13 protein-coding genes and 1 pseudogene are annotated in these 16,342 nt (G+C 35.8%); 11 read left to right on the top strand and 3 right to left on the bottom strand.

The features are described from left to right. The first annotated feature begins 280 nt into the window (after nucleotides 1-280). Nucleotides 281-1,324, top strand: coding sequence for a zinc-dependent alcohol dehydrogenase family protein (locus tag HNQ37_RS03875; protein ID WP_183539480.1), 1,044 nt, complete (start codon nucleotides 281-283; stop codon nucleotides 1,322-1,324). A gap of 58 nt (nucleotides 1,325-1,382) precedes the next feature. On the opposite strand, the gene HNQ37_RS03870 is transcribed toward HNQ37_RS03875, so the two are convergent. Continuing rightward, the gene (locus HNQ37_RS03870; RefSeq protein WP_183539479.1) at nucleotides 1,383-2,621 is read right to left on the bottom strand and encodes an NAD(P)H-dependent oxidoreductase; all 1,239 of its coding nucleotides are present in this window, start codon (nucleotides 2,619-2,621) and stop codon (nucleotides 1,383-1,385) included. Nucleotides 2,622-2,636: 15 nt separating this feature from the next. Next, the gene (locus HNQ37_RS03865) at nucleotides 2,637-3,245 is read right to left on the bottom strand and encodes an NADPH-dependent FMN reductase (protein WP_331035311.1); all 609 of its coding nucleotides are present in this window, start codon (nucleotides 3,243-3,245) and stop codon (nucleotides 2,637-2,639) included. A gap of 336 nt (nucleotides 3,246-3,581) precedes the next feature. Between HNQ37_RS03865 and HNQ37_RS03860 the strand changes: the two are divergent. The 10 genes and pseudogenes from HNQ37_RS03860 to HNQ37_RS03815 form a co-directional block, all read left to right on the top strand. Next, nucleotides 3,582-3,680 (top strand): annotated as a pseudogene (locus HNQ37_RS03860) (helix-turn-helix domain-containing protein); the annotation flags it as partial. Nucleotides 3,681-4,867: 1,187 nt separating this feature from the next. Further along, a complete protein-coding gene (locus tag HNQ37_RS03855; RefSeq protein ID WP_343066569.1) occupies nucleotides 4,868-5,149 on the top strand; it encodes an autorepressor SdpR family transcription factor in 282 nt (93 codons plus the stop codon). Then, nucleotides 5,146-5,820, top strand: coding sequence for an SdpI family protein (locus tag HNQ37_RS03850; RefSeq protein WP_183539476.1), 675 nt, complete (start codon nucleotides 5,146-5,148; stop codon nucleotides 5,818-5,820). The genes HNQ37_RS03855 and HNQ37_RS03850 overlap by 4 nt, the downstream gene beginning before the upstream one ends. Before the next feature lie 235 nt (nucleotides 5,821-6,055). Next, a complete protein-coding gene (locus HNQ37_RS03845) occupies nucleotides 6,056-6,988 on the top strand; it encodes an ABC transporter ATP-binding protein (RefSeq protein ID WP_183539475.1) in 933 nt (310 codons plus the stop codon). Then, the gene (locus HNQ37_RS03840) at nucleotides 6,981-8,375 is read left to right on the top strand and encodes an ABC transporter permease (RefSeq protein WP_183539474.1); all 1,395 of its coding nucleotides are present in this window, start codon (nucleotides 6,981-6,983) and stop codon (nucleotides 8,373-8,375) included. Before HNQ37_RS03845 ends, HNQ37_RS03840 begins: the two co-directional genes overlap by 8 nt. A gap of 698 nt (nucleotides 8,376-9,073) precedes the next feature. Then, entirely contained in the window at nucleotides 9,074-10,570 is a 1,497-nt protein-coding gene (locus HNQ37_RS03835; protein ID WP_183539531.1) for a cytochrome ubiquinol oxidase subunit I, read from the top strand. After that, nucleotides 10,570-11,565 carry a cytochrome d ubiquinol oxidase subunit II gene (gene cydB / locus HNQ37_RS03830; RefSeq protein WP_183539472.1) on the top strand — a complete coding sequence of 332 codons (996 nt, stop codon included), beginning with the start codon at nucleotides 10,570-10,572 and terminating at the stop codon, nucleotides 11,563-11,565. Before HNQ37_RS03835 ends, cydB begins: the two co-directional genes overlap by 1 nt. A 158-nt stretch (nucleotides 11,566-11,723) precedes the next feature. Beyond that, nucleotides 11,724-13,421: a thiol reductant ABC exporter subunit CydD gene (cydD, locus tag HNQ37_RS03825; RefSeq protein WP_183539470.1), complete on the top strand. Its 1,698-nt coding sequence runs from the start codon at nucleotides 11,724-11,726 to the stop codon at nucleotides 13,419-13,421. Continuing rightward, nucleotides 13,418-15,130, top strand: a complete 1,713-nt coding sequence (gene cydC / locus HNQ37_RS03820; RefSeq protein WP_183539468.1) for a thiol reductant ABC exporter subunit CydC — start codon at nucleotides 13,418-13,420, stop codon at nucleotides 15,128-15,130. The genes cydD and cydC overlap by 4 nt, the downstream gene beginning before the upstream one ends. Nucleotides 15,131-15,253: 123 nt before the next feature. Continuing rightward, nucleotides 15,254-16,018, top strand: coding sequence for a MarR family winged helix-turn-helix transcriptional regulator (locus HNQ37_RS03815; protein ID WP_183539466.1), 765 nt, complete (start codon nucleotides 15,254-15,256; stop codon nucleotides 16,016-16,018). 112 nt (nucleotides 16,019-16,130) lie between these two features. On the opposite strand, the gene HNQ37_RS08410 is transcribed toward HNQ37_RS03815, so the two are convergent. Then, nucleotides 16,131-16,342: hypothetical protein (locus HNQ37_RS08410; RefSeq protein WP_221289039.1), on the bottom strand; the 212-nt coding region annotated here is incomplete at its 5' end.

The following is a 16,342-nucleotide window of genomic DNA, read 5'->3' as shown; positions in this document are numbered from 1 at the left end:
TGAGGTTGATAAAGGAAATATATCGTAGCACAAAAACGATAGTAATATGGAATTAATTTGATGCTTTGTAATTTTCTGTATTGTTATTAATACCGCTATAAAAATTAACGTTGATAAAATTGAATCAAAATGTAGAATATAAAAAGTTCACCTTTCAAAGAAAGGTGTGCTTTTGTTCGTTAAATTTTTGTAAAGCTAAATAAATTGATTTGGTTTAATCAAAAATGGTAAAATTAAAATGTATTTTATATCCATTAAATTAACAAAAAAGGAGAATTGAATGAAGTCAGCATATTTTGTAGAACCAAGGAAAATGGAAGTTCGTGAATTTCCAAAACCTGAAATAGAAAATTCAACGGATGCCATTGTTAGAGTAGTTCGTGCCTGCGTTTGTGGCTCAGATCTGTGGTGGTATCGTGGAATTGGTCATCGTGAACCAGGTGGTGTTGGTCATGAAGCCATTGGTGTTGTTGATAGTATTGGTTCAGAAGTCATAGATTTAAAAATTGGTGACTTTGTCATAGTTCCATTTACACATGGGTGTGGTAAGTGTAAGGTCTGTTTGGAAGGTTATGAAGGTAACTGTCCTAATAGTAAAGATGCGGTCAATGGGTTTTATCAAGGTGAATATTACCGTGCTATCTTTGCTGATAATACGTTGGTGAAAATTCCAGGAAAACCTTCTGACTATTCAGAAGACATGCTAGCTAACTTTACAACACTTGCTGATGTTATGCCAACTGGTTATCATGCGGCTGTAAATGCAAATGTAAAAAATGGTGATACTGTTGTGGTATACGGGGATGGTGCTGTTGGACTTTGTGCCGTGATTGCATGTAAGCTTCTTGGGGCTACTAGAATTATTGCCATGAGTCGGCATCAAGACCGCCAAAAACTTGCACTTGAGTTTGGAGCAACAGATATTATAGCTGAACGTGGCACAGAAGCAGTTGCTAAGATTATCGAATTGACAAACGGATTGGGTGCTGATGCGGCACTTGAATGTGTAGGTATGAAAGAATCTATTGAATCTGCCTTCCAATCAGTCCGGCCTGGAGGCCACATTGGTCGTGTAGGTATTCCTCATGATGTTGACTATAATGAATGGGTTGATAAAGTTCTGTTCTGGAAAAATATTCATCTAGGAGGAGGAATTGCTTCACCAACTTTTCATAACAGAGTCTTACTTCCTGCGGTTTTGTCAGGTGCAATCAATCCAGGTAAGGTATTCACCAAGAGCTACACTCTTGATGAAATCCAATCAGCCTATGCGGATATGGATGAAAGAAAGACAATCAAATCTTTGTTGAAGATTAGCGATTAAATCTTGGTAATTAAGAGAAAAAAAGTACGTGCTTTCCAACATGTACTTTTTTTGTATGTTAGTGTTTTGATGCCCCAGTATCAGAGTCAGTTTCAACAGGTGAAGATTCATCTGTTCCGTTGGAGTCAGAAGCCCCAGTAGTGCTATCAGTTGTTACCTTGGTAGCAGCTGGGAGCGGATTACTCGTTCCACCAGCAAGTTTTTGACCCGTTAACTTTAAGTACCAATCCAACCATGGCTTAAAATCAAGAACAATCTCATTGATACCTGCATAATCGCCATTTGGATAGTACATTGCTTGGTAATTATGGGTATTCATAATTCTAGAATGGTCTCCAGGAACAAGTGTACGTATGACTTCTTCGTTACCGTTTCTCAAACTACCGATAACCCATTCAACATTCTTCATTTGAGCCGCTGGTAGAGTGGCATGAATTGTCGCTAGACGGTCACCAACTATACGCTTCGCCAACATACTATCGGTGTCCTGGTGAGAATTGTTGTAATACAAGAACTGATTATTATCATCGGCATATGTTAATTCAAAAGGCATAGATTTGAGGAACATATTGATTTGATCAACTGTTAAAACACCATGATCCAGTTTGACATATGTGTTTCCAGAAACTGCACCAGTCAATTCTGCAGCTTTATCAACCCAATCAGGATCATCAGGGTCAATACCTTGAATGGTTGTGGCAATTGGATGCTGAGCCTCTAAATCTTCTTTTTCAATTGCCTTTGGTGTCTTCAATGTTGAAATCACTCCTACATATTTAATAAAATTATCCAAACAAAGTTCTAAAAACTTTATGGTACTTTCGTTTTTGATATTGCCTTGATCATTAAATGCTTCTTTGGCCTTTCCTAGTAAGAATTCATTACCAGGTAGAACATAAGCATTGATACCAGGTGAATCAAGAATTTGGCGAAGCTGAAGTTGAGCACGGGAAGATCCCTGATCGTAGTAAGAAGCGCCTACAATCATCACAGGTTTATTTGCCAAAGGGTGTAGTTTGAAAGACATCCATTCGAGTGTACTCTTCAAGGCAGCAGGAATAGTGTGATTGTGCTCTGGGGTACCTATAATAATACCATCGGCGTGTGAGAGCTTATTATAAAGAAAGCGGATGGAAAAGTCGTTAGACCTATCTATATCTTGGTTAAACATTGGGATGTCTTTAATTTCTAATAGTTCTAGATCAAATTTGTGTTTGAAATTTGTTTGAATAAATTGTAAAAGCATTCGGTTATAAGATTGTTCAGAATTTGAACCGACGATCGCTACTAATTTCATTGTTGGTACCTTTCTTTATATATTTTCCCAGTCAAAGTTTTCGGCTTCCTTATGTAATAAGGCTTGAGCAGTTGAAAGTTTAGCGATCATCTTGACAAATAAACGAAAGTCATTAAATAGAGCCTCGAGCTTTTGAACAGTCTCAAGGTCTATTAGATTACCCTCTTTATCAAAGGTTTGAAGAGAATGGCCTAATAAGAATTCCGATCCTGGCATAACAGTTGCCCTAATTTCAGGAGAATCTAAAATTATCCTGAGTTGAGCTTGGGCACGTGAAGAGCCTAATGTACCATAAGAAGCACCTGTGATCATAACAGGTTTATTAAGGAGTGGAAAAATTCCGTATGAAAGCCAAGCAAGAGCGTTCATCAAGACAGCAGGTATAGAATGATCATACTCTGGAGTTCCGATAATTACTCCATCAGCATCCTCTATTTTTTTTGATATTTCTACAACAGAATCAGGAATTTTAAGATTACTTGGTTTGTTGAAAACAGGAAGATCTTTGATTTCGATAAGTTCTATCTCCGCGAAATCTTCAAAATGATTTTTCATATATTCCAACAACTGCCGATTAGTAGATTTATTTGAGTTGGTGCCGATTAGCCCAATTAATTTCATGATTGTCTCTCCTTTAGAAACATTAGTTTATCATTACAGAGGAGATTGTAGAACTTTTCACATTTTTTGTCAATTGTTTTTTACATTTAGAGTACTTTTGCAAATATTGGAAAATTGTAAATTCTTTTGTATATTGAGAATAAAAAAAGTACCTGAATTACTTATTCTCGAACTCGTATGAAGAAAAGTTGAAATAAATTCAAATGTGAGGTATTATCACAAAAAGGCAAACAGCTTATTTGTGCACAATGAAAATTAAATTAATGTTGGCATAAACATGATAAGTTATGTAATCCTCCAAGCCCTCACTTTATTAAATAAAGTGAGTTAGACTAAAAAATGAGCTTCGTAAAAAGGAAAAGTAAAAAATTAACTCAACAAAAAGTTGCGGACGATCTATTTATTTCAAGACAATCTCTATCTATTTGGGAGAATGGAGTTTCACATAGTTAAAGATATCAATATCATAACTCACACTGACCCTGTCTATTGTCGGGAATTCCAGGGGAGGCCTGGACACACGACTTTGCTAAGCAAAGTGTAGTGTGTTATACGTTCTGTTAGCGTTGCCGCAAAAATGCCGTTGTTGCTGTGGAAGGGCAAGGGAGTTTGAGACGGCGACTTATAAACTCTGAAGGACAGACTTCGGGCCAAGTTGACCCGATGCAAGCTAAAAGGCCAAAACCGTCACGAGTTTTGACCACTTTGCAGCAACTCGCGATCATAGTTTAAAATCGTAAACTAGTGGCTTGCGCCCCGCATTTAGAAATCTGTTAGAGAGGCCGGCGCCAGACTTGCAGCGTTGGTTTCTTAAAATTTATTTATTGATTTTTAAGTTGTGCTTTGTTCTTTTTCCGGTTAACTGTTGTCATAATTATTGTAATTAGCCTGCAATTAGAAACACGAGAAATACTACATATGCTGTAACACCAGTAGTGGATTGCCCTGCTGTAACAATTATCATCACGGCTGATGGACCATACCGTTTTATAAGCAGCAGTGTGTGTATATTCCCGAATTGACTATTTTAAACTCCACTGCATTCCTGACGACTTTGGTGATTGTTATGCTACTGTTGTCTAATTTCTCCGTCAAAGTGAAATTTAGTCTGGCGTAATCGGAAAAATTAATGATCTTAGTTTTGCTTCCATTTGCGGAATTATAGTAGTAAGTCATTGCACATGTATCTGCCTGCCTCATCAAGGTTCAAAACCAACTGTGGTAATTACCAGTAATGCTATTATTAAGCGCCTGCGTTGCGATAACGGACGAAATAGCCACCATCACGATATTGCTATGACAATAATCAATATACCAAACAAACAAAGCGATTTACCCGGTTTCAATTTTTAATTTGAATCCAGTGATAGTTGCTCCTTATTTAGATTATTGTCTAATATATATATAGCTTTTGTCAAAAAATAAATATAGTAATAAAACCAAATTTTTAATATTTTGATCTCATAAATAGCACTATATCAGCATTTTTGGATTAAATTCAACAATTTATCTGATCGTTTTTTAATATTAGGATTGACACGCTATGAAATAATGATAAAATATATTGAAAGTTATTTAGAAAGTTGTTTAAATATCTATTTAATTAACGAGAAAGGTGGATATTTGTGTCCTTAGATTTAATGTTTAAAGCACTTTCAGATCCTACAAGGCGCAAAATCATCTCTATGCTTAGAAAAGAAGATATGACTGCTGGTGATATTGCTGCCAAGTTTAATATGACTAAGCCAAGCATTTCTCATCATCTTAAAATGCTTAAACAAGCGTCTCTTGTATTGGATGAGAGAAATGGCCAAAAAATAATTTACACGCTTAACACATCTGTTTTTCAAGAAATAGTAAGTTGGATTTTTGATTTAGGAAATTTACATGGGAGCGATAATGAATGAAAAAGATAGTTAGTTTTATCAAAAATGAAAGGCAATTCATTTTATTTATTGTAATCGAGGTTGTTCTTTCCTTGGCTTTTTATCATAATCTACCAGGCAAGATTGCTGTCCACTGGGACGCAAGCGGTAGAGCAGATGGATACTTGTCTAAAATTTATGGCGCGTTCTTTGTGCCTGCAATTCATTTAGTCATTTATTGGGTGTTTTATCTATTCCCTCGTATTGATCCACAAAGACAAAACTACTTAAAATTTATAAGCAATTATAAAATCACGAGGCTTTTGCTTAACACATTATTTTTAACAATTCAAATCTTATTGCTAGCTAGTGCTCAAGGATACAGCTTTAACATAAGCAAAATCGTCGGAATTGTGATTTCTATCATAGTGATTGTATTCGGGAATATCATGGGAAAGCTTAGGTTTAATTACTTCTTGGGAATTAGAAGCCCTTGGACATTATCCAACGAAAAAGTTTGGAGAAAGACCCATCGGATGGCGGGGCCGTTGTGGCTAATAGGGGGCATAGTCATTTTGATTTTTACTCTTATAGGTGGTCATTTATTCTTTTATGGAGTGTTGGTAGATGCGATATTGCTGGCATTAATACCTACAATATATTCATATTTTATTTACCGATATATGGACAAAGGTGAAAAAGAAAAGCAATAAAGTATATAGACAAGAATAATGCCATTCAAACAATTTAAGCGCCTTTTGTTTGTACCAGCCCTAAACTATTGTCGTTTCGGGTAAACTTGGTCCGAAGCCAGAGGCGTTTCCCCTCTGCCACAACACGGCGAATGGGAGGCTTCGGCTTTTATCAATGGCCAATATCATATTAATGTAATAACCCGTACTTAAGTAGATCCAGAAATGCTATAATTCTAGAAAAGGAAGTAGATTAATGACCTTAAAAATTGAAAATGTTTCCAAATTTTTTGGAAACAGATCTGCCGTTGACAATTTAAATATGACAATTGGGCCTGGACAGGTTATGGGATTAATTGGCCAAAATGGGGCTGGTAAGACCACCACTTTTCGCTTAATCTTAAAATTTGTTGACTTAGATACTGGTTCAATTACTTGGAATGGCCATCCTATTGGTCTTGCTGAGAAGCAAAGAATAGGATTTCTACCAGAAGAGCGGGGGCTCTATCAAAAGATGACTGTTGAAAACCAGATCTTGTATTTTGCTGAACTTCATGGGATGAAACGATCCGATGCTCGTATCCAGCTTCAAGAATGGTTTAAACGGTTGGAAGTAGTTGGAAAAATTTCGGATAAGATTCAATCCTTATCTAAAGGTAATGCACAAAAAGTCCAATTCATTGCAACTTTGATTCATAACCCGGATTTCCTAATTCTTGATGAACCTTTTACAGGACTTGACCCTGTAAATACCAGTCTATTAAGGAATGAAATCAAAAATTTTCGTGATAAAGGAGCAGTTGTCATCTTTTCTAACCATAACATGTCAGATGTGGAAATGTTATCAGATGATTTGACCATGCTCAAAAATGGTAAGACAGTTTTACAAGGTAAGACTAAGGATATTCGTGAAAGTTATGGACGTACCCGAATTAATCTAGTCTCAGAAATTTCTGATAATGAACTCCAGTCCATTAATGGTGTGCTTTTAATAGAGCATAACAACCTTGGTCGAACGATTTTTGTGTCTAATGAAGAAGTTGGTCATGAGATTTTCCATAAAGTAACGACTAACGGTTATGTTCAAGGATTTATGCAAACACCACCAACTTTAGACGAAATCTTTCGTAAAGAAGTGGCCAATGATGAGGTTAGGATTGAAGAAAATGGGGGAATAATCCATGAATAAGCAAACCATATTGGTCGCGAAAAATGTCTATCGGACACGTGTCAAGGGAGCTGGATATTGGGCTATGATTTTAACTCCCTTGTTGATCCCATTGGTTTCTATAGTGATTGGTCTGGTAGTAACTTCAGGGACTACTGGAAAAACTAATTTAGCTGTTGTTAATGAACCTAAAATTGCTCAAGAACTGAAACAAAATAAAATCCTTGACGCGAATGTCACTGAGATTTCTTCACAATCTGATGCAGCAATTAAGTTAGAAGACGGGAAAATTGATGGTTACCTGTCAAAAGCAACTGATGGTAGTTTTACTATTGTTACGACAAATAAAACGACAACAAAATTTAATGAGGCCACCTACCAACAAGCGCTGACTCAGATCAAAATGGTGGCTAGTGCCAGCAAGCTTGGTTTAAGTCCAACTGATCTGACAAGTCTCCTCAGAGCTGCAAATCTCAAAATGACTGTTCAATCAAATCAACAGAATTTGCAAGGCGGAGATACAAGAACAGGTGCAAATATTGGCTTAGCAACTGCGACCTCAATTATAGTTATGATTTTGTTGATGTTCTATGTGACAATAATTGCTCAAGAAGTTGCTAATGAAAAGTCATCTCGCATTATGGAAACTTTGCTCGCGACTACTTCTTCGAATACCCAATATTATGGGAAGATTATAGGTGTGATTGGTCTGGCTCTTACCCAAATTGTAATCTATGCGATTGGATTTGGAGTAACGGCTTTCTTTTTAAAAGATAATTCAACCGTCAAAACGGTCATTTCTCTGTTCTCAGGCGTTGATCTCTCCTTTGGTGTTTATGCTTTCTTAATGATTATTTCAGGTATCCTAGGTTATATCTTCTTAGCTTCTATTATTGCTAGCTTGGTAAATGAACAGTCCCAAGTCCAGCAGGCTACTCAGCCCTTAGCCTTTTTCTCCCTTATTGGCTACATTGCTGGGATAGCTGGGGCTGCAGCTCCAGGAAATGTTATTTTGCGTGTCCTAAGTTATATCCCATTTATAAGTCCAACCTTAATGACCTCTCGATTAGCAATTCAATATTCGAGTCAACTAGAAGCTTGGATTGCCTTTTGCTTGCAAGTAATTGCAACAATATTGGTTGCTAAGGCTGGTGAAAAAATTTATGCTAGAAATGTTTTATCATATAGTTCAGATAAAATTATGAGTCAATTTTTCCAAAATCTTCGTGGTAATTCAGGAAATGCAAGGAGGAAAAAAACAGTAAAAGAAGTAGTTAACAATAATATTTCTGGAGATGAAGGGTTCATGATGCGGCGTGTTCACCTTCTCCGAGAGCAACCTTGGCGTTTGGTAGTCTTGATTATAGTGCTCATTATTTTATTCGCTAAATTTATTTTTTTTAAATAATTTAATAATTTGCCATTTAATAATTTTTTTAAGTATCGTGATTCTGTGATTTAGTTTAAATTATACAATTTTGAATTTCATTTAACTATTTTCTATGGAGAGTAACTTGTAATTCTCATCTACTAGCTAAAGTTTATTTAATTGTAGGGTATTGTTACAAATCATAAATCTTGATTCTATTTTCTTTTTTATTAAATATTTTTGTCAAGTTCTTGCTAAATTGTGTCTACAGAAACTTTGCTTCACACTTTGTAAAGGGGGTTATCCCCTAACAGACATTCTCGATTTTATAAAAATTATTTGCTTTATTAATTTTAATGTAATCCATTATTATAAATCTTATGTTATTTTGAAAAAAAATAATATAAAAATAAAGGTCTAACTATCATTTATTATTGAAAATTTTAGACCTTGTTACTGCGCTAGTAAGTTTTAAAAATTGAAATGGAATGTTAATTTTTTTTTAGTTATACTTAATTTCCAACCTCTATTTAAGGCCTTTAAATAGACATTACATCACAAATACTGTAAAATGTTTATGTAATTATTTTTTAACTATTGGAAAATTTAAAAAAATTAGGAAGCTTTGTTTTGGGAACGAAGAAGTAAAAAGATTCTGTTTACTAGCCTTTGTCTAGTTCGGATTTAATTTATTTTTCTAGTTCCTTTTGCTGTTCCAAGTAAATTTAGGAGGTAAAATTTTGACAATTGTAAACTTGGCTAGATTCCAGTTTGCTATGACAACGATTTTTCATTTCTTCTTCGTGCCTTTCAGTGTTGGAATGATCTTTATGACATTCTTACTTGAGTTGATTTATGTTATTACAGGCGATGAAAAGTGGAAGCAAAGAACGAAGTTTTTTGGTTCTATTATGTTGTTGAGTGTAGCTGTTGGTGTCGTAACTGGTATTATTCAAGAATTCCAGTTCGGTATGAATTGGTCAGATTATAGTCGTTTTGTGGGAGATATTTTTGGTGCTCCGTTGGCGATTGAAGCTTTGCTTGCTTTCTTTATGGAGTCAACTTTCATAGGTATCTGGCTCTTTGGTTGGGAAAAATTAGGAAAGAAGCTTCACTTAGCAACGATTTTCCTTACTTTTCTTGGTTCTATTTTGTCTTCAATCTGGATTTTGGCAGCTAACAGCTGGATGCAAAATCCAGTGGGTTATAAGGTTGTGAATGGTCGTGCGACCTTGACAAGTTTTAGCGCACTTTTAACAAATCCGCAAACTAGACTTGAGTTTGGTCACGTTGGCTTTGGCTTTATGCTAACCGGTGGTTTCGCAGTTGCTGGAATTTCAGCCTTTCAAATGTTGAAGAAACGTAACCCAGATTTCTTTAGACCAGTTCTTCGTCTTGGTTTGCTTATCGCCCTTATTGGCGCCTTGGCGAACTTTTCCTTTGGTGATCAACAAATGATTGAGGTTAAAAATTCACAACCAATGAAGTTTGCGGCTGCAGAAGGTGTAGTGACAAGCCTCAAGAATCCTGCCGAGTGGGCTTTGATTGGTTTCTATAACACGGCTGATGATCAAGAAATATTTGGTATCAAAGTTCCTTACATGCTTTCACTCTTAACTTATCACTCAATTTCTACAAAAGATCCAGACATTGAAGGCGTGACTGAGTTGAATAAAGAACTTGCTGCGAAATATCCTAAAGCTGCAAAAGAGGTTGGCAACAATTTTATTCCTCCTATGAATACATTGTTTTGGACTTTCCGTATTATGGCTGGAATCTCTGCCTTAATGATCCTACTATCAGCTGTTGGTCTCTTTCTTACTCGTAAGAAGAGTCCTTGGTTGTATAAAAGTAAGATTGGGCTTACAGTAACTGGATGGTTCATGTATGCGCCATTTATTGCTATTACTTGTGGCTGGTTAGTGACGGAACTTGGGCGTTATCCTTGGACAGTTTATGGACTCTTTACAATTCAAGACTCTGTTTCACCAAACGTTTCCGTAGGTTCCCTTTTGTTTTCTAATATTGTTTATTTCTTGCTTTTTTGTGGACTTGGAGCTGTTATGGTGATCTATTCAGTCAACATTATGCGAAAGAACGATATTGAAGCAGTTGAAGTCGCATATGCAAAACTTGATCCTTTCTCAGCTGATGCTTTTAAATCTAGCGCTCCTGATATAACTTATAAACCAGAAGATACGCAAGAAATTACTGAAGACGGAGGAAAGGAATAATGTCTACTTTACAATTACTTTGGTTTATTCTTATTGCTATCTTATTCAGTGGATTTTTCTTCTTTGAAGGTTTCGACTTTGGTGTAGGTATCTCTACGCTCTTTGTTGCCAAAGATGAGCATGAAGTTGATCAAGCGATTTCCGCCATTGGTCCTGTTTGGGATGGTAATGAGGTTTGGCTGTTGACTGCAGGAGGGGCAATGTTTGCTAGTTTTCCCTTCTGGTATGCCTCTCTCTTCTCAGGGTTCTATAATTTGTTCCTATTAATTTTGGTAGGTTTGATCTGCCGGGGAGTTAGTTTTGAGTTTCGTCATCGTGCATTATCAAAAAAGGGGCATGATTTCTGGCAAAAAGTTCTTGGGATCTCTTCACTTTTTATTCCATTTTTATTTGGCATGGTTTTCACAGCCTTCATTCAAGGAATGCCAATGGACGCACATGGTAATGTTACAGGTGGTTTCTTTGATTACGTAAACTTGCTTTCAATTGTAGGTGGTGTTGCTGTAGCTTTGCTAAGTTGGTTACACGGTTTGAATTATTTGTCGCTTAAGGTAGAAGGCCCACTGCGTGAGCGTTCTCACCGTTTTGCAAACAAGTTGTATTTTATACTCTATGTGGGTGAAGTAGTTTTTGCAGTTCTTCTTGTAATTTTCACAGACTTCTTTCAAAAGCACGTGCTTTGGTCCTCTATCTTAATTGTTGTAATTGTTGCTTTATCCGTTATCGGGCATCTATCAAGCATTAATAATAAAGAAATGACAGCATTCATAAGTTCAGGATTGACTTTTATTGCTTTAGTAGCTCTTATTTTCCAAGGAATTTTTCCACGTGTCATGGTTGCTGATAATCCTGCAAACAGTATATTGATTAAAAATGCCTCGTCCACTGTTTATACACTGACTACAATGTCATTTGTTGCATTGTTTATCTTGCCTTTTGTTTTAATCTACATTGGTTGGACTTACTATGTGTTTAGAAAACGAATTCAAAAATGAAATTTAAGCCATTACCTGATATCTTGTGTAGTGACTTCTATATTCCTTTTGGGTGGAACTAATAATAAGTGCTAAAGAGTTTTGTGTTTTTAAGTATAATTAAAATTGATAATTCATAAATGGGGCGAAGTTGCTCCATTTTTTATATAATAATAATTATGATTGATAAATCTTTATTAGTTTTGCCTGGCGTTAGAAGACTCTTTCCCATATTAGGAGTTTTGGCTGTTTTTCAAGCTGTTGTAATTATTGGGCAAGGTCTCTTTCTATCTGCAACTTTAACAGGACTTTGGGAGAGAAAAACGTTGACACAGTTGTTTTACCTACTGTTCTGCTTCCTTGTTTGTTTTATCTTGAGAGAAGTGGTAAGTATGATTCGCCAGAAGATTCTGGATAAGTTTGCTTACCAATCAGCTCAAAAAATTCGTGAGGACTTACTCAAGAAAATCTTTGATCTTGGTCCTTCAGTCGTGCAAGAGCTTGGAACGGGAACGACAGCTGCAACCGTTGTTTCTGATATTGACTTGGTAGAAACGTACATCAAGTTAGTTCTCTCGAAGGTTTTAAACATGATGTTGATTCCGATAATAATCTGGGTTGCGGTGCTGGTTTTGGACTGGCAAAGCTCAATCATATTGCTTATAACTTTTCCACTCGCGATTATTTTTATGATTTTGTTAGGTTATACCGCTCAAGCTCGAGCCAATCGCCAATATGAGAGTTATCAACTTTTGAGTAATCACTTCCTTGATTCGCTTCGTGGCATTGCAACTTTAAAATATTTTGGCAAGTCAAAATCTTATGCAAACTCAATTTATAAAACTTCAGAGGAATTTCGAAAAGCCACTATGGAGACTCTGCGTTTAGCAATGCTTAATAACTTTGCACTCGATTTCTTCTCAACCTTGTCGATTGCTATTATTGCCTTGTTTTTAGGATTACGCTTAATGGGATCAAACATATTGCTCTTTCCAGCTTTAGCTACTCTGATTCTAGCTCCTGAATATTTTCTTCCTTTACGTGAATTTTCAAATGATTATCATGCAACCTTAAATGGGAAAAACGCATTAGTTGCCATAAATAAAGTTATGTCAAATAAAAATTTTCTTACACATGAATTTAATGAAACAATAAAATGGTCTCAAAATTCAGAACTAATATTAACCGATCTTTCTAAAACTTATGATACAAACCGTGGTGTAAAAGATATTAATTTCAAGCTCAATGGTTTTCAAAAAATTGCGATTGTTGGAGCCTCAGGCTCTGGTAAATCAACATTGCTTTCAACCCTGTCAGGGTTCTTAACACCTAGCCAAGGAATTGTCAAGATAAATGGGAAGGAGCACTTGAGCCTCACTGATGAAAATTGGCGAAGATCTCTCTCTTTTATTCCACAGCATACGTATATTTTTTCCGCAACTTTACGCGAGAATATTAAATTTTATGAACCTAAAGCGACAGATGAAGAGTTAATGAACGCCTTAAAGCTTGCTGGTTTGTCTGATCTTGGTTTAAACTTAGATGATTTTATTGGTGCTGGTGGGCGTACACTATCAGGTGGACAAATGCAAAGAATTGCCTTAAGTCGTGCTTTTCTTTCTAAAGAACGAAATATTCTTTTCTTGGATGAACCAACTGCCCATCTCGATATTGAAACTGAGCTGGAAATAAAAGATAATATACTTCCTCTTTTTGAGAATAAGCTTGTTTTTTTGGCAACACACCGCTTGCACTGGCTTCCACAAATGGATCAGATTATCTTACTTGAAGAAGGTCAAATTCGAGGGATTGGATCACATGACGAATTGAAAGTTAATAACTTTTATTATCAAAAACTGTTGGAGGAGATGTCATGAAATTTTTAAAATCTGACTGGATACAACCTTTTTTCAAAAAATATCGTTTTGGACAGTTTCTTGCTATATTACTTGGCTTGTTGACAATGATTTTTGCAGGTCTTCTGATGTTCTCGTCAGGTTATGTCATTTCTCGATCAGCTACTTTGCCAGAGAACATCTTGATCATCTATGTGCCAACACTGATGGTAAGAATTTTTGGTATTGGTCGTCCCTTACTTCGTTATGTTGAACGCTTGACCAGCCATAATTGGATTTTTCGAGTCACTTCTCTTTTGCGTAAAAAACTCTATTTTAGACTCGAGTCTCAAGCAATTGAGCTTGCAAATCGTCATCGTTTAGGTGAACTATTAGGTTTGCTTAATGAAGATATCGGAAACTTACAAGATTTATATTTACGAACTCTTTTCCCAGTCTTCGTAGGCGGAACTTTGATTATATCTTTATTAATTTTAGCAGGTGTTTTCTCAATATGGCTCATTATTGGTTTAGCTATCTTCTTAGGGACTCTCTATTTTGTTTTTCCATACCTTTCGGTTAAGTTAACAGTTAATAAAGATGAAAAACTTAAGCTTTACAGGAATAATCTTTATTCTAAGCTTACAGATAATATCTTAGGGCTCTCTGACTGGGTTTTATCTGGACGCAAGAGCGACTTCCTTGAAATTTATAAAGTGGAAGAAAAATCAGTACATGAAGAGCAAATGCAACTTTTCCAGTTTGCGCGTAAACGTAATTTAGTTATTCAGGTGGTTTATGGTCTTTTGGTTATTTTTTTGATGGCTTGGGCTTCATCAAATCTTAAGACTGGAGATAATCCGAACTACATTGCGGCAGTGGTGTTAGGGATTTTCCCACTTTTTGATGCTTTTTCACCATTGTCAGATGCATGGGTTGAAACTAATCGTTATAGAGATTCTGCGAGAAGATTAGATAATTTGCCAAACCAAACTGAAGGAGTACGTGATCAGAAAATTGATGGGGCAGATATTTCTATTTCTAATATGAGTTTTTCTTATGCGGATGCTAAAGATGAAATCATTTATGAGAAGTTTAGTCTTCATATTAAGCACGGAGAGCACATTGCAATTCTCGGCCGCTCAGGTTCTGGTAAATCTACATTGGCCAGTTTGATTCGAGGAGATCTTGAGGTGGTATCAGGAGAAATTTTAATATCTGGGGTAAATCCAAGAAAGGCAGTGAATGTTGAACAAAGAATTGGCGTGATTCAACAAAATCCTTATATTTTCAATACAACATTGAGAAACAACTTGACAATAGCTAAGCTTGATGCAACTGATGAGGAAATTTACCATGCACTTGATGCAGTTGGATTGAAGAATTTGGTTAAACAACTTCCCAATGGACTTGATACCATGGTTGATGAAGCTGGTGAACAATTTTCGGGTGGTGAAAGACATCGCTTGGCTTTATCTCGTATTCTTTTGGAAAATGTCGACATTGTTATTTTAGATGAGGTAACCCTTGGACTTGATACCATTACCGAGAATAAATTACTTAAGACAGCCTTTGATTTGTTAAAAGACAAGACAATTATTTTCATCACTCATCACTTGTTGGGCATTAACCAACTTGATCGGGTAATATTTATCGAAGACAGAGGAATCAAGATCGATGGGTCACCAAATGAGCTTTTAATAACTAACCCTGAGTTTGCCCGATTATATGCCTTGGACAAAGGAATTTAGATCATAAAAAATTTAAGAAATATCAGTATATTTAGTTTATCTGTTGACAAAACTAAATATACTGATATAATTTTTTTAATTAATTAGTTGGTTGTATGTAAAAATAACAGAAAGTGTTGAAAAATGTCTGATCAAACAAATCATCTTTTAAATTTATTCCTAAAACTCATGCGGAGTCATCGCTTTATCAAAGCAATGCATGTTGAAATCTTTCGTAATAAAATGCACCGTCAGGGAAGTAGAACAGGAGCTCAAGGGCTTTTGATCAAACTTTGGGAAAATGATGGTCTTACTAATGCAGAAATTGCAGAACTTCTTGATATTAAGCCCTCAAGCGTGACTGCTCAGGTCAAACAGCTTGAAGTGCATGGCCTCGTTGAGCGTCGTGCAGATGAAAAGGATGGGCGTGTTAGTCGTGTGTTTCTGACTGAAAAAGGAAAAAAGGCTCAGGTAGATCGTTTGAGACAATATGATGCCTTCTCCGAGGATCTTTTTGATGCTTTGACGGAGGAAGAACAATTAGAGCTTAAAAAATTGATACAAAAGCTGGTTGATGCACATCGTGAGGAAGAATGGAACTGGGATGAATTCGCAGGGAACCCTTTTGCAGGAAATCCTTTTCGAGGAAATTTCGGTCTTGAATTTAAAGGTGAGATGCGTCAAGCAGCTAAAGAAATTCATCATGCAGGTCATGAGATGAAACGTGAGTGGCATCATAATTTTCGTGATGTAATGAATGCTACTCAAAATAATTTGAAGGACCCTGAAGATTTTGGAGATTATGGTGCACTTGGAGATTTTGGAAATTTCGGGTTTGGACCTATTCCAAAAGGAAAATCAAATTACAAAGAAGATAAATCTAAAGATGAGGACTGGTCCGATTTCTAAATACTGAATTTTGGAAATTTATTATTAAAAATTTACTATATTTAACATGTGGTTTAAAACTTATAAATAATTATTTATATATATCGCCAGCAAGACATTATCAAGTGTTTAATTATCTTGCGTCAGAATTGTTTGAGTTTGCTAATTCAAATATCGAATATAATATATAGTTGAGTACGCTTTTAACTTTTGTTAGTTTGTTAAGTGGTACTTTACATTTTTTAATTTTGGCAAATTGTAAAATTAAGTTAGCCACCTGAAGCAAGAAAAAAACACCTGAAACCTTTATACTTGAATTTGGAAAAATAAAGTAGAAAAGGATTC

Source organism: Lactovum miscens, assembly GCF_014202895.1.
In the GTDB taxonomy this organism is placed as follows: Bacteria; Bacillota; Bacilli; order Lactobacillales; family Streptococcaceae; genus Lactovum; species Lactovum miscens.
This window is presented reverse-complemented; position numbering and strand designations above follow the sequence as displayed.

Coding starts and splice junctions, on each gene's coding strand:
- cydC (WP_183539468.1), top strand. CDS start 13,418: ATGAAATTTTTAAAATCTGACTGGATACAACCTTTTTTCAAAAAATAT.
- HNQ37_RS03875 (WP_183539480.1), top strand. CDS start 281: ATGAAGTCAGCATATTTTGTAGAACCAAGGAAAATGGAAGTTCGTGAA.
- HNQ37_RS03870 (WP_183539479.1), bottom strand. CDS start 2,621: ATGAAATTAGTAGCGATCGTCGGTTCAAATTCTGAACAATCTTATAAC.
- HNQ37_RS03840 (WP_183539474.1), top strand. CDS start 6,981: ATGAATAAGCAAACCATATTGGTCGCGAAAAATGTCTATCGGACACGT.
- HNQ37_RS03850 (WP_183539476.1), top strand. CDS start 5,146: ATGAAAAAGATAGTTAGTTTTATCAAAAATGAAAGGCAATTCATTTTA.
- HNQ37_RS03815 (WP_183539466.1), top strand. CDS start 15,254: ATGTCTGATCAAACAAATCATCTTTTAAATTTATTCCTAAAACTCATG.
- cydB (WP_183539472.1), top strand. CDS start 10,570: ATGTCTACTTTACAATTACTTTGGTTTATTCTTATTGCTATCTTATTC.
- HNQ37_RS03845 (WP_183539475.1), top strand. CDS start 6,056: ATGACCTTAAAAATTGAAAATGTTTCCAAATTTTTTGGAAACAGATCT.
- cydD (WP_183539470.1), top strand. CDS start 11,724: ATGATTGATAAATCTTTATTAGTTTTGCCTGGCGTTAGAAGACTCTTT.